Annotated in this window: 10 protein-coding genes; 3 read left to right on the forward strand and 7 right to left on the reverse strand. The window is 71.8% G+C overall.

Annotation, left to right across the window (positions count from 1 at the left end):
- Positions 1–136: 136 nt before the first annotated feature.
- Positions 137–553, reverse strand: coding sequence for a rodlin (locus B0675_RS04035; RefSeq protein ID WP_081217349.1), 417 nt, complete (start codon positions 551–553; stop codon positions 137–139).
- A gap of 251 nt (positions 554–804) precedes the next feature.
- Between B0675_RS04035 and B0675_RS04040 the strand changes: the two genes are divergently transcribed.
- Positions 805–1,218 carry a rodlin gene (locus B0675_RS04040; RefSeq protein WP_081217350.1) on the forward strand — a complete coding sequence of 138 codons (414 nt, stop codon included), beginning with the start codon at positions 805–807 and terminating at the stop codon, positions 1,216–1,218.
- A 203-nt stretch (positions 1,219–1,421) separates the two neighbouring features.
- Entirely contained in the window at positions 1,422–1,832 is a 411-nt protein-coding gene (locus tag B0675_RS04045; RefSeq protein ID WP_081217351.1) for a rodlin, read from the forward strand.
- 85 nt (positions 1,833–1,917) lie between these two features.
- Here B0675_RS04045 and B0675_RS04050 read toward each other — a convergent pair whose 3' ends face one another.
- From B0675_RS04050 to B0675_RS04065, 4 genes are all read right to left on the reverse strand, one after another.
- The gene (locus tag B0675_RS04050; RefSeq protein WP_081217352.1) at positions 1,918–3,837 is read right to left on the reverse strand and encodes an AMP-dependent synthetase/ligase; all 1,920 of its coding nucleotides are present in this window, start codon (positions 3,835–3,837) and stop codon (positions 1,918–1,920) included.
- A 109-nt stretch (positions 3,838–3,946) separates the two neighbouring features.
- Complete coding sequence (locus B0675_RS04055) at positions 3,947–5,563, reverse strand: von Willebrand factor type A domain-containing protein (protein ID WP_081217353.1); 1,617 nt, start codon at positions 5,561–5,563, stop codon at positions 3,947–3,949.
- Positions 5,564–5,772: 209 nt separating this feature from the next.
- Positions 5,773–6,636 (reverse strand): ABC transporter permease, encoded by an 864-nt coding sequence (locus B0675_RS04060; RefSeq protein ID WP_081217354.1) that lies wholly within the window; start codon positions 6,634–6,636, stop codon positions 5,773–5,775.
- Positions 6,633–9,317, reverse strand: a complete 2,685-nt coding sequence (locus tag B0675_RS04065) for an alpha/beta fold hydrolase (protein ID WP_081217355.1) — start codon at positions 9,315–9,317, stop codon at positions 6,633–6,635. The genes B0675_RS04060 and B0675_RS04065 overlap by 4 nt, the downstream gene beginning before the upstream one ends.
- A gap of 116 nt (positions 9,318–9,433) precedes the next feature.
- On the opposite strand from B0675_RS04065, the gene B0675_RS04070 reads away from it, so the two are divergent.
- Entirely contained in the window at positions 9,434–9,844 is a 411-nt protein-coding gene (locus B0675_RS04070; RefSeq protein ID WP_081217356.1) for a GNAT family N-acetyltransferase, read from the forward strand.
- 46 nt (positions 9,845–9,890) lie between these two features.
- Here B0675_RS04070 and B0675_RS04075 read toward each other — a convergent pair whose 3' ends face one another.
- Positions 9,891–11,300: an APC family permease gene (locus B0675_RS04075; protein ID WP_081217357.1), complete on the reverse strand. Its 1,410-nt coding sequence runs from the start codon at positions 11,298–11,300 to the stop codon at positions 9,891–9,893.
- Positions 11,301–11,675: 375 nt separating this feature from the next.
- Positions 11,676–13,178, reverse strand: a complete 1,503-nt coding sequence (gene mmsA, locus B0675_RS04080; RefSeq protein WP_081217358.1) for a CoA-acylating methylmalonate-semialdehyde dehydrogenase — start codon at positions 13,176–13,178, stop codon at positions 11,676–11,678.
- Positions 13,179–13,191 lie beyond the last annotated feature (13 nt).

Consider the following 13,191-nt stretch of genomic DNA (forward strand, 5'->3'; position numbering starts at 1 on the left):
AAAGAGGGAAACGTTTCCCGCGGGGTCTTCACGCACCGGGAATTCCGACAGGAAATCCGTCACGGTACGGGCGGGAACGCGGAGCGGGCCCGGGCCGCGCGTCGGACGGAGCGCGCGACCCGGGCCCGGCCGGGGGTCAGCTGCCGAGGGAGCCGTTGCCCGACAGGACCGGGATGTTGTCCGCGATGTGCGACAGCGGCTCGTCGCCCTTGCCCTGGGTGGAGTTCTCGGCGCACTGCTGGTTCTGCGGCGCGGAGAGGACCGGCACGTCCTGCAGCGCGGTGACCGGGACGAGGACGCCGACGAGCGAACCCGCGTTGACCTTGACCGGAACGCCGAGGCAGAGCTTGTTCAGCGAGCCCTGCACGAGCGAGGCCTGCGGGCTCAGGTCGCCCTTGGCGACGGAGTTGCCGTACGACTGCTCGGCACCGTTCCCGTTGGTGGTGGTGACACCGTCGTCGTTGCCGACGGCCAGCGCCTGCGGGGCGGCCGCCGCCGAGACACCGACGACGGAAGCCGCGACAGCAGCCACGGCCATTGCCTTCTTGAGCATTTCTCCGGGTTCCTTTCCTGCCTGTGACACATATTCCTGCTCCCACATCAACCGGAGCCGGCCGGATTGGTTCCGCGGCGTCACCCGAACGGACCGTTCACCCCGTCCGAATTCACGGAACCTCTGGCCCGAGCACGTGACGTTCTTGCCGTGCATATGGGCCATTGGGGTGAATCGCAGCAACTATGCGGGCCGGGTCCAGTTGTCCAGGTCGCTCCGGTGGACGGGGTTACTCCAGAAGGGATCAGCAAGTGATCAAGAAGGTTATGGCTGCTGCGGCGATCGCCGCTTCCGTCGTCGGAGCCACGGCTGCCGCCGCGCCGCAGGCGCTGGCCATCGGCAACGACGGTGGTGTCACCACCACCCAGGGCAACGGCGCCGCGCAGATCTACGGCAACCAGGCCACGTACGGCAACATGAGCCCGCAGATGGCGCTCATCCAGGGCTCCCTGAACAAGCCCTGCATCGGCCTGCCCGCGAAGGCCAACCTCGCCTCGCTCGTCGGCCTCGTGCCGGTCACCGTGGCCCAGGACGTGCCGATCCTCTCGGCCCCGCAGAACCAGCAGTGCACCGAGAACTCCACCCAGGCCAAGGGCGACGAGCCGCTGTCGCACATCCTGGACAACATCCCGGTCCTGTCGGGCAACGGCTCCCTCGGCAGCTGACCCGTCACCGCGTACAGCGGGCCGCCCGCACCTTCGGCGACCCGCTGCCGCTGTCACCTCCATGACGACAGCGGCGGTGACGTCCGGCCCCGGAAACCTCCCGTGGGCCATTCGGGGTACACCCCGCAACCGCACCATCCGCAGCACTGTTGATCATGACGCGGCTCCGCTCGGAGTCCGCTCTCCGAAAGGGCAAAACCACCATGAAGAAGCTCTGGGCGACCGCGGCCATTGCCGCTTCCATCGCCGGTGTCTCGGCTGCCGCCGCGCCCCAGGCGCTCGCCATCGGCAACGATGACGGCGTCACCACCACGAACGGCAACGGCTCCGTCCAGAAGTACGGCAACCAGGCCACGCACGGCGACATGAGCCCCCAGCTCTCGCTCGTGCAGGGCTCGCTGAACAAGCCCTGTGTCGGCCTGCCCGTCAAGGCCAACCTGGCCTCGCTCGTCGGCCTGGTCCCGGTCACCGTCCTCCAGGACGTGCCGATCCTCTCCGCGCCGCAGAACCAGCAGTGCACCGAGAACTCCACCCAGGCCAAGGGCGACGAGCCGCTGTCGCACATCCTGGACAACATCCCGGTCCTGTCGGGCAACGGCTCGGCCGGCAGCTGATCACCCTCAGCTCTGCGGACAGCGGGTCGCTCTTCGGAGCGGCCCGCTGTTCCCGTGTCCGGGGGCGGATGGGCCGGACCGGCCGTCAGTTCCCGTAGAGCGCCTCGATGTCGGCCGCGTACGCAGATGTCACCGCGTGCCGCTTCACCTTCAGGGACGGCGTGAGCAAGCCGTTGTCCTCGGTGAACTCCCCCTCCACCAGGGCGAAGGCGCGGATCGACTCGGCGCGGGAGACGGCGGCGTTGGCGTGGTCCACCGCCTTCTGGACGTCGGCCCGCATCCGGGGGTCGGCCACGAGGTCCGCGAGCGGGGTGTCCGCGGGGAGTCCGCGGACACCGAGCCAGTGCGCGACGGCCTCCGGGTCGAGGGTGACGAGGGCCGCGACGAACGGCCGGTTGTCGCCGACGACGAGGCACTGGCCGACGGGGGCACGGCTGCGCAGCCGGTCCTCCAGCACGGCGGGAGACACGTTCTTGCCGCCCGTGGTGATGAGGATGTCCTTCTTGCGGCCGGTGATGGTCAGGTATCCGTCCTGGTCCAGGGCGCCGAGGTCGCCGGTGGCGAACCAGTCGTCGGTCAGGGCGGCGTCGGTGGCCGCCGGGTTGTTCCAGTAGGCGCCGAAGACCACTCCGCCCTTGATGAGCACCTCGCCGTCGTCGGCGATCCGGACGGTGGTGCCCGGGACCGGCAGCCCGACCGTGCCGGGGCGCGGGCCGAGCGGCGGGACGACGGTGGCGGCGGCAGTCGTCTCGGTGAGGCCGTAGCCCTCGTAGACGAGGATTCCGGCGGCGTAGAAGAACAGGTTGAGGTCCCGGTCGAGCGGGGAGCCGCCGCTGATGGCGTAGTGCGCGCGGCCGCCGATCTCCTTGCGGACACGGCGGTAGACCAGCAGGTCGTAGAGCGCCCAGGCGGCGTAGAGGCCGATGCCGGGGCCCTTGCCGGTGCCGAGGAACTTGTTCAGGTACGCCGCTCCGAAGCGCACGGCCACCCGGTCGGCGCGGTCGAAGGAGGCGGCGCGGCCCATCTTCTCGGCGGTGGCACGGCCGGTGGCGTGGATCTTCTCGAAGAGGTACGGCACGCCGACCAGGAAGGTGGGCCGGAACTCCTTGAGCGCGGGCCGGAGTTCGTCGGGCTTGATGCTGGGGCAGTGGCCCACCTCGATGCGGGCCATCAGGCAGGCGATCTGCAGGCTGCGGCCCATGATGTGGGCGAGCGGCAGGAAGAGGAGCGTGGACGCGGTCTGTCCGGTGACCTCCTTGAAGAGGGGGTGCAGCAGCTCGACGGTGTTGGCGGCCTCGGCGTGCAGGTTGGCGTGGGTGAGGACGCAGCCCTTGGGCCGGCCGGTGGTCCCGGAGGTGTAGCAGATCGTCGCGACCGTGTCGGGGGTGAGCGCGGCCCGGCGTTTGACGACCTCCTCGTCGGTGATGTCCCGTCCCAGGGAGGCGAGTTCACCGAGGGCGTCGGCGTCGAGCTGCCAGACGCGCGGCGGTTCGGGGTGACCGGCGGTGCCGGTGGTCACGGTGTCCGCGTTGCCGGGGGTCTCGACGATCACGAAGCGGGCGCCGGAGTCCCGGACGATCCACTCCACCTGCTCGGCGGAGGAGGTCGCGTAGACGGGGACGGTCTGGCCTCCGGCCGCCCAGATCGCGAAGTCCAGGACCGTCCACTCGTAGCGGGTACGGGACATCACGGCGACCCGGCCGCCCGGTTCGAGGCCGGCGGCGATCAACCCCTTGGCCGTGTCGGTGACTTCACGGGCGAAGGCGGCGGCGGTCACCGGGGACCACGCGCCGGCTTCGGGGCGGCGCAGGACGATCGCGCCGGGGGCCTCGGCCGCGTTGGTGAATGGCAGGTCGGCCGTGCTCCCGGTGGTGGGAGCCGGTGCCAGACGGGCGGTACGTGCCTCGCGGACCGTACCGCTCTCGTCCCTGACCAGCTCCACCCGACTCGTGCTCGGCAGGCCCGCACGCCGCTTCGCCCGCTTCAGATCCTTGCGTACGCCCATCACGGCTCCCGGTCGCAGGGTCCTTACTCCCGGGTCAACTTACTCGTGCGTAACAGAAATTCAATGGGTCGCGCACGATCGGTTCCCGCCCGGGGTTCCCGGGTGGGGGCTACCGGAGGCAGTCCGGGTCGCAGACGTTCAGGTCGTCGGCCCGGCCGATGGCGGTGGCGAGGGCCTCGACGTCCTTGTCGTCGGTGGCGCGCGCCAGATCGCGGGCGCGGGAGGCCAGTTCACCGAGCGGGCGTCCGCCGGGCAGGGCGCTCCAGCGCGCGTCCCCCGAGCGGAGGGCGTCGGCGAAGTAGGCGGCCACGGCGGTGATCTGGAAGGCGGGCGGGGCGGCCCAGACGTCGGCGCGGAGCGAGCCGGTCCCCAGCCGGCCGGAGTTCTCGTGCGGCGTGCGGCTGTCGGGGTCGAGCCAGCGGACGGTCGCGGTGGCGAGCCGGCCGGAGGCGCCGGGGCGGGTGCGGACGGCGTAGAGCGCGGTGACGGTGTGGCCGGGGCCGACCTCGCCGCCGTCCACCCGGTCGTCGCGGAAGTCGTCGTCGGCGACCTTGCGGTTGTCGTAGCCGATCAGGCGGAACTGCTCGACCGTCTCGGGGTCGAAGGCGACCTGTGCCTTGGCGTCGCGGGCCGTGAGGTCGATGTTCTGCGGAAGCTGGTCGCAGAAGACGGTGTAGGCGTCGTCGCGGCTGGAGACGTAGGTCGTGTGGCCGTCGCCCTTGTCGGCGAGGCGTTCCATGAGGGCGTCGCCGTATTCGCTGCCGACCCCGACGCCGAAGAGGGTGATGCCGTGCTCGCGGCGGGCGGAGGAGATCCGTTCGAGGATGCTGTCGGCGTCGGTGTCGCCGGTGTTGGCGAGGGCGTCGGAGACGAGGACGACGCGGTTGGTGGCGCCCTCGCGCAGGCCGTCGACGGCGGTCGCGTAGCCGGTGCGCACGCCCGCCCCGAGGTTGGTCGAGTCGGTCGGTTCCAGGCGGTCGATCGCCTTGTGGACGCGGTCGCGGTGGTCGCCGAGCCGGGTCATCGGCAGGACGGTCTCGGCCTCGTCGCTGAAGGTGACCAGGGCGACCGAGTCGTCGTCGCGCAGCCGGTCGGTCATCACGTCGAGGGACGCGCGGGCCAGGTCGAGGCGGCCGGGTTCGGACATGGAGCCCGAGATGTCGATGACGAAGGTGAGGGCGGCGGGCGGGCGGTGGCTCTCGGTCTCGGCGGCCCGGGTGGCGAGGCCCACGCGGACGAGGGACCAGCGTGCGTCGTCGGTGCGGGCTCCGTCGACGGTGACGGAGAAGCCGTCGCCCTCGGGGCGTTCGTAGTCCTGGCGGAAGCTGTTGACGAACTCCTCGGGGCGGATCGTGGACGGGTCCGGGGCGCGGCCGTTCGCGAGGGAGCGGCGGGCGTAGCCGTACGACGCGGTGTCGACGTCGAGGGCGAAGGTGGAGAGGTAGTCGGCCGAGGGGGTGGCGTCGGGGGCGTCCGACTGTTCGCCCTCCTGGTCGCGTTCGGCGCTCCCGCCGGTCGGCCGACCGGGGAGCGGGATGGTGTGGCGGGAGGCCTTGCTGCCGTCGGAGGAGTTGTCGCCGCCGCCCGCGCCGCACCCGCTGAGCAGGACGGCGCCTGCGGCGGCGAGGGCGAGCAGCGGGACACCCGAGCGTCGGCGGCCCGCCCTCCGGGCGCCACCCGTCCCGCTGCCTCCGCCGTCCGCCGTGCGTATGTGGTTCTTCCCCATCCGTGCCCCCTCGGTCGTACGGCCCTGGTGTGGCCCGACGTGTGTGACTGTGACGCCGGAGGGGGCCCGGACGAGCGCTCAGGAGCGTTGCGGAAGCGTCTCGAACCGGCCACGGCGGCGGGGGTTCGAGACCGGTGGGTGATCTTCCGGAGACCTGGGGGTGTCGTCTGCCGCCGCCGGGTCCGGCCCGGCGGCGGCGGACACCGCCGCTACGACACGATGTCCTTGTGCCGGAAGCCGCGGAAGGCCAGCGCGAACAGGACGAGCGCGTACGTCACCGAGATGGCCGTGCCCTGGATCATGCCGCCCCACTCCGGGGTGGGCTGGACGGCGTCGGCCCAGGCGAACTGCCAGTGCGCGGGGAGGAAGTCGCGCCAGTGGCCGAGGGCGGTGACCGCGTCCAGGACGTTGCCCACGATGGTCAGGCCGACCGCGCCGCCGACCGCGCCGAGCGGGGCGTCGGTCTTCGTCGACAGCCAGAACGCGAGCCCCGCGGTGACCAGTTGGGACACGAAGACGTACGCGATGACGACGAGCAGGCGCTGGGTGGCCACGCCCGGGGAGAGCGCGCCGCCGGTCGGGATCTCCAGCGGTCCCCAGCCGTACGCGGCGGTGCCGACGGCGAGGGCGACGACCGGCAGCAGGATCATCGCGGCGAGGCTGAGGCCGAGCGCCACGGTGAGCTTGGACCACAGCAGGCGCGTTCTCGGCACGGGGGCCGCCAGCAGATAGCGCAGGGAGGACCAGCTCGCCTCCGAGGCGATGGTGTCGCCGCAGAACAGGGCGACCGGGATCACCAGGAGGAAACCGGCGGAGACGAACAGGTTCACCGCGGCGAAGTTGGCGCCGGACGCGGTGGCCGTGTCCATCAGGGTGACCTGGCCGTTGCGCCCGCCGGGCTCGCCGCCGATCGCGAACGCCGCGACGAGGACGAAGGGCAGCAGCGCGAGGATCGCGCCCATCACCAGGGTGCGGCGGCGCTTGAGCTGGCGGAGCAGTTCCACGCGCAGCGGCAGGGTGCGGCGCGCCCGGTACCCGTCCGCCGTCTCGGTGCGCTCGACGAGCGTGCTCATGCGGAGCCTCCGATCAGGGTGAGGAACGCGTCTTCCAGGCGGCGGTGGGGTCCCACCGACGCCACCGGCACGTCGAGGCGCACGAGTTCGGCGACGAGCCGCTGCGCGCTGCCGTCGGCGCCGAGGCGGACGAGCAGTCCGTCCTCGGTGGCGAGGGCCGACACGACGCCCGGGAGGGCGCCGACCTTCTCGACGACGGGTGCGTCGACGGGTGCCGCGGTGCCGACGAGCAAGGTGTCGCCGGAGCCGATGATCTCCGCGACCGGGCCCGCCTGGACGAGCCGGCCGCGGTCCATGACCACCAGGTGGGTGCAGGACTGCTCGACCTCGGCGAGGAGGTGGCTGGACACGATGACGGTGCGGCCCGCGGAGGCGTACCGCATCATCACCCCGCGCATCTCGCGGATCTGCGGCGGGTCGAGGCCGTTGGTCGGTTCGTCGAGGATCAGCAGGTCCGGCAGGCCGAGCATGGCCTGCGCGATGGCGAGGCGCTGGCGCATGCCCTGGGAGTAGGTGCGCACGGCGCGGGCCAGCGCGTCGCCGAGACCGGCGATCTCCAGGGCCTCTTCGAGGTGGGCGTCCTCGGGGGGCCGGCCGGTGGCCTGCCAGTACAGCTCCAGGTTCTCCCGGCCGGACAGGTGCGGGAGGAATCCGGCGCCCTCGACGAACGCGCCGACCCGGGAGAGGACGGGGGCGCCGGGGCGGATGGCGTGCCCGAAGACGCGGATCTCGCCGTCGTCGGGCTTGATGAGGCCCATCAGCATGCGCAGGGTGGTCGTCTTGCCCGCGCCGTTCGGCCCGAGCAGGCCGAGGACCTGGCCCTTCTCCACCCGGAACGACAGGTCGCGCACCGCGTACCGGTCGGCCGACCTGGCGTACCGCTTGCTGAGGTCGGTGATCTGGAGCGGGACCTCGGCGAGCGCGGGGTCGGGCGCCGGGGCGGTGGTGCGGCGGCGGCCGGTGACCAGCAGGGCCAGCGCGGCGAGCGCGCCGGCGACCGGCAGCCACCACACCCACGAGGGGAGCGGCGCGGCGGCGGTGGTCACGCCGGGTGCCGTCGGCACCTGGAGCGGGCCGCCGAGCGACACGGTGTACGTGGCGGGGGCCACCGGGGAGGCATAGCCGAGGTCCGTGGAGGCGAGGACGAGGCGGAGCCGGTGGCCCTTCTGCACCTCGTGGTCGACGGCGGGGAGGGTGAGGCGGACGTCCTTGCCGGACTTCGCGCCCTCCACGCGCACGGGGGTGACGAGTTGGGAGGGCAGCACCTGACGCCTGCCGTCCGGGCCGACGTCGTAGACCTTGCCGAAGAGGACGGCGTCGTCGCTGCTCGCCTTCACGTGCACCGTGACCGTGGGCGAGCCGGTGACGCGCAGGTCGTCCCGGAAGGGCGCGGACTGGAAGTGGGCGTACTGGCCGGGGAAGTCGATGCCGATGCCGACGCCGAGGGAGGAGAGCTGGGTGAGGCCTCCCGAGTCGCCGAGCCCGGGCAGGGCGGAGATGGCGGGCGGGCTGGCGCCTGCCGGGTTCTGGAAGGTCTGCTCCCGGCCGGTCAGTGCGACGGTGCGGCGGCCGCTCTCCAGCCCGGGGTAGCGGTCGGCGCTCGCGCCGCGGAGCAGGGCGGCGCCGTCGGTGGAGTCGATGCCCCCGGTGCGGGTGACACGGAAGGCGGGGCCGGTGTCGGCGCCCTTGTCGTCCTTCAGGTAGCGGTCGAACCAGGAGGCGGCGCGGGAGCTGACGCGGTCCGCCTCCATGTCGCCGCCGTCGTGTCCGCCGGAGATCCAGTCGACCTTCACGGGTGCGCGGTTGGCGCGGAGCGCCTTCTCCATCGCGTCGGCCTGGCCGAGCGGGAAGAGGGAGTCCGTCTGGCCCTGCGCGATGAGGGTGGGCACCTTGATGCGGGAGGCGACGGCCTCGGGGCTGCGCTCCTGGAGGAGCTTCTCCGCCGCCGCGTCCGGCTTTCCGGACTCCGCGACCCGGTTGTACATCGCGCACAGCTCGGCCTCGAACCGCTCGCAGCCGCCGCCGGAGTTGATGAAGAGGCCGGCCCAGACCTTCTTGAACACGCCGTTCGGGAAGAGGGCGTCGGCGAGGTTCCAGTACGTGATGGACGGGGCGATGGCGTCGACGCGCGGGTCGTGCGCGGCGGTCAGCAGGGAGACGGCCCCGCCGTAGGAGGCGCCGGCCATGCCCACGCGCGGGTCGCCGGCCTTGTCGAGCCGGACCTCGGGGCGCTTGGCCAGCCAGTCGATGAGCCGGGAGGCGTCGGCGACCTCGCCCCGCGCGTCGTTCAGTCCGATCCTGCCGTTGGACCGGCCGAAGCCGCGGGCCGACCAGGTCAGCACCGCGTACCCGTCGCGGGCGAGCTTCTCGGCCTCGCCGCGGACGTCCGCCTTGCTGCCGCCGAAGCCGTGGGCGAGGAGGACGGCGGGGCGGCGCTGTGCGGACGGGCCGGTGGTGAAGTACGAGGTGTCGATCCGCACGCCGCCGCCCATGGACATCATCCGGTCGCTGCGGTGCACGCCCTGCGGGTCGTCGGAGGCGACGGCCGTCCAGGTGCCCGCGCCGGCGAGCACGACGAGGGCCGCGGCGGCGGCCGCCCACCTCCAGCGGGCGCGCGCGTCCGTCCGGGCGGGCAGGCGTCCCCGGCGCGGCAGACGCGGCCGGGGCAGTCGAAGATCCATGCCTCAACGGTACGGGTGCCCACGGACATCCGGGGCAGCCGCCCGGCTGAACCCGGGCCCCTCCCACGGGAGTACGGTACGGCCCCCGCGTACCGCGTCCGTGGTACGAACGGGCCATGGACCTGCGTCGCGCCACCACCGTGCCGGAACTGACCGCCGCCGAGTACCTCTTCGACAACCCCGTGCGTCCCGAGTGGGCACGGCGGTTCCTGGAGACCCAGGGGCACCACCTGTTCCTGGCCTACGAGGGTGACGATCCCGTCGGCTTCGTCAGCGGCGTCGAGACGGTCCACCCGGACAAGGGCACCGAGATGTTCCTGTACGAACTGGCGGTGGCGGAGCCGTTCCGGCGGCGCGGGATCGGACGGGCGCTGGTCCGTGAACTCGCCTCCCTGGCACGGGAACGCGGCTGCTACGGGATGTGGGTGGGCGTGGACACCGGGAACGACGTCGCCCTTGCCGTGTACCGCAGTGCGGACGGCAAGGACGACGGGACGTGCACGGTGGTGACGTGGGACTTCGGCTGAGTCCCGAGGCCCGTCGCGTCGGTGGCGGGGCGGGCAGGGACGCCGGTCAGACCTGCTCGTCCTCCGGGATCGACACCAGCCAGCGGGTGTCGCGGCGCGGGCGCAGGTAGAAGGCCCAGTACAGGGTGGCGACCGCCGTGATGCCGCCGGTCCACAGCAGGTAGACCGTTTCCTGCTGGGTCAGGATGTAGGCGAGGACCGCGATCAGCAGGACCGGGACGGCGGGCCACAGGGGCATCCGCCAGGCGGGGGTGTGGCGGTGGTGGCCGCGCCGGGCGAGCAGCGCGGCGACCGCGACGAGCAGGTACATCGCCGTCACGGAGACGCCCGTCACGCCGTACAGCGTGTCCAGGTTGACGAAGCAGAGGGCCGCGCCGGGAACGCCGACCAGGAGGGTGGCGACCCAGGGGGAGCCGAAGCGGCCGAGCCGGGACAGGCCCTTGTTGACCGGGCCGGGCCACGCCTTGTCACGGGCCGAGGCGAACAGGACGCGGGAGTTCTGGATGACCATGACGATGCCGGCGTTGATGATGGCGAGGGCCACGCAGAGGCTGACGAAGGTGCCGACGGCGGAGTTGGACCAGGCCGTGACCATGGTGCTGATGTCGCCGCCGGTGAGGGCGGACAGGTCGGGGGCGCCCATGGTGATGGCGATCACCGGGACCAGGATGATGACGGTGGAGATGGCGAGCGTGGCGAGGACCGTGCGGGCGACGTTGCGGCGCGGGTTCTCCAGCTCCTCGGAGAGGTAGACCGCGGTCGAGAAGCCCTGGGTGATGAACAGGGCGATGGCGAGTCCGGAGACGACGAGCATGGCCGTCACGGTGTCCGTGTGGCCGCCGGAGCCGGAGACCTGCAGGGAGACGAGGCTGCCGGCGCCGCGCTCGCTGTGCGCGAAGCCGAGGACGGCGACGACGCCCGCGGCGATGACTTCGAGGACCAGGAAGATGCCGGTGATCCAGGCGTTGGCGCGCAGGTCGAGCAGGCCCGCGAGGGTGGCCAGGAGCATCACCGCCGCGCCGGCGATCGAGGGGTTCAGATGCACGATGGGCGCCAGGTAGTCCGCGGTGCCCATGGCGATCACCGGCGGCACGATCATGACGACCAGCAGGGAGAGCACGAAGACCAGCCAGCCCGCGAGGCGTCCGGCCATCGTGGAGACCATGGCGTACTCGCCGCCGGCGCTGGGGATGAGGGTGCCCAGCTCCGAGTAGCAGAACGCCACGGCGATACAGAGCAGGGAGCCGATCGCGATGGTGAGCGCGGTGGCCGTGCCGAGGGACGAGAAGAGGTCGGGGACCACGACGAACAGCGTCGACGCGGGTGTCACGCACGAGAGCGTCAGCAGGGTGCCGCCGACGATGCCGATGGAGCGCTTGAGCTTGTGGGGGTTCCCGGTCGCCGTGGGCGCGGCGGCCGGGACGGCGGTCTCGACAGGGCGGAGCGTGTCGGTCATGAAGCGGTTCCGATCGACTCGTGCGTCTGGTGGTTCGGGCGGGAGCGTTATCGCCTCCGGCGGCTCGTGTCGTACGTCTCGTCGTCCGCTCCCGCGTTGATGGAACCTTGACGGAAACCGTTGCGTCAATGGCCGTTTACCTGCGGAATCCGCAACCGTAAAGCGACGGACGTCACATCGCTTTCTGAGGCTCGGACGCTCTGACACATCAATCAACAAGCCCTTGTGAAATGTGACCATGCTTTCGAAGGCATCCATCGCAGATACCCTGCGCCACCCGGTTCCTCCCCCCTCCACGGGAATCGTTGCGGGCGCGTCAAAAAAAGATGAAGCCGTCCGCTATGCGGACGGCTTCATCGGGGGGTTCCGCGGGGCTCAGTGGTTGCGCGGGAAGCCCAGGTCGACGCCTGCCGGGGCCTCGGAGGGGTCCGGCCAGCGGGTCGTGACGACCTTGCCGCGGGTGTAGAAGTGCGTGCCGTCGTTGCCGTAGATGTGGTGGTCCCCGAAGAGGGAGTCCTTCCAGCCACCGAAGGAGTGGTAGCCGACCGGCACCGGGATCGGCACGTTCACGCCGACCATGCCCGCCTCCACCTCCAGCTGGAAGCGGCGGGCGGCGCCGCCGTCCCGGGTGAAGATCGCGGTGCCGTTGCCGAAGGGGGACGCGTTGATCAGCGCCACGCCCTCCTCGTAGGTGTCCACCCGCAGCACGCACAGCACCGGGCCGAAGATCTCGTCCTTGTACGCGTCCGCCGTCACCGGCACGTGGTCCAGGAGCGAGAGGCCGATCCAGTGGCCGTTCTCGTGGCCCTCCACGGTGTAGCCGGTGCCGTCGAGGACGACCTCGGAGCCCTGGGCGGCGGCGCCCGTCACGTACGAGGCGACCTTGTCCCGGTGGGCGGCGGTGATCAGCGGACCCATCTCGGACGCCGGGTCGTCGCCAGGACCGATCTTGATCTTCTCGGCGCGCTCGCGGATCTTGGCCACCAGCTCGTCGCCGATGGAGCCGACCGCCACGACCGCGGAGATCGCCATGCAGCGCTCGCCGGCCGAGCCGTAGGCGGCGGAGACGGCGGCGTCGGCGGCCGCGTCCAGGTCGGCGTCCGGCAGGACCAGCATGTGGTTCTTGGCGCCGCCGAGCGCCTGTACGCGCTTGTGGTGGGCGGCGGCGGTGGTGTGGATGTGGCGGGCGATCGGCGTCGAGCCCACGAAGGACACGGCCGCGACGTCCGGGTGCTCCAGGAGGCGGTCGACGGCGGTCTTGTCACCGTGCACGACGTTGAAGACACCCTCGGGCAGACCGGCCTCGGCCAGCAGCTCGGCGATCCTCATCGCGGCCGACGGGTCCTTCTCGGACGGCTTGAGGACGAAGGTGTTGCCGCACGCGATGGCGATCGGGAACATCCACATCGGCACCATGGCCGGGAAGTTGAACGGGGTGATGCCCACCACGACGCCGAGCGACTGGCGGATCGAGGACACGTCGACCCGGGAGGCCACCTCGGTCGACAGCTCACCCTTGAGCTGCACGGTGATCCCGCACGCCAGGTCGACGATCTCCAGGCCGCGCGCGACCTCGCCGAGCGCGTCCGAGTGGACCTTGCCGTGCTCGGCGGTGATCAGCGCGGCGATGTCGTCGCGGTGCGCGTCGAGCAGCGCGCGGAACTTGAAGAGGATCGTGGTGCGCTTCGCCAGCGACGAGGTGCCCCACGTCGCGTAGGCCTCCTTGGCCGCGGCCACCGCTGCGTCGACCTCGTCGACACTCGCGAACGCGACCCGCGTCGTCACCGCCCCGGTCGCCGGGTCCGTGACCGGCCCGTACGTACCCGAGACACCTTCGACTGGCTTGCCACCGATCCAGTGGTCGACGGTCTTCGTCATGGCCAAAAACTCC

Origin of the sequence: Streptomyces sp. M41(2017), assembly GCF_002078175.1 — a bacterium.
Lineage (GTDB): Bacteria > Actinomycetota > Actinomycetes > Streptomycetales > Streptomycetaceae > Streptomyces.

Excerpts from the sequence above, each read along its gene's own strand:
- B0675_RS04075 (WP_081217357.1), bottom strand. The coding sequence starts at position 11,300 with ATGACCGACACGCTCCGCCCTGTCGAGACCGCCGTCCCGGCCGCCGCG.
- B0675_RS04065 (WP_081217355.1), bottom strand. The coding sequence starts at position 9,317 with ATGGATCTTCGACTGCCCCGGCCGCGTCTGCCGCGCCGGGGACGCCTG.
- B0675_RS04050 (WP_081217352.1), bottom strand. The coding sequence starts at position 3,837 with ATGGGCGTACGCAAGGATCTGAAGCGGGCGAAGCGGCGTGCGGGCCTG.
- B0675_RS04060 (WP_081217354.1), bottom strand. The coding sequence starts at position 6,636 with ATGAGCACGCTCGTCGAGCGCACCGAGACGGCGGACGGGTACCGGGCG.
- B0675_RS04045 (WP_081217351.1), top strand. The coding sequence starts at position 1,422 with ATGAAGAAGCTCTGGGCGACCGCGGCCATTGCCGCTTCCATCGCCGGT.
- B0675_RS04035 (WP_081217349.1), bottom strand. The coding sequence starts at position 553 with ATGCTCAAGAAGGCAATGGCCGTGGCTGCTGTCGCGGCTTCCGTCGTC.
- B0675_RS04055 (WP_081217353.1), bottom strand. The coding sequence starts at position 5,563 with ATGGGGAAGAACCACATACGCACGGCGGACGGCGGAGGCAGCGGGACG.
- B0675_RS04070 (WP_081217356.1), top strand. The coding sequence starts at position 9,434 with ATGGACCTGCGTCGCGCCACCACCGTGCCGGAACTGACCGCCGCCGAG.
- mmsA (WP_081217358.1), bottom strand. The coding sequence starts at position 13,178 with ATGACGAAGACCGTCGACCACTGGATCGGTGGCAAGCCAGTCGAAGGT.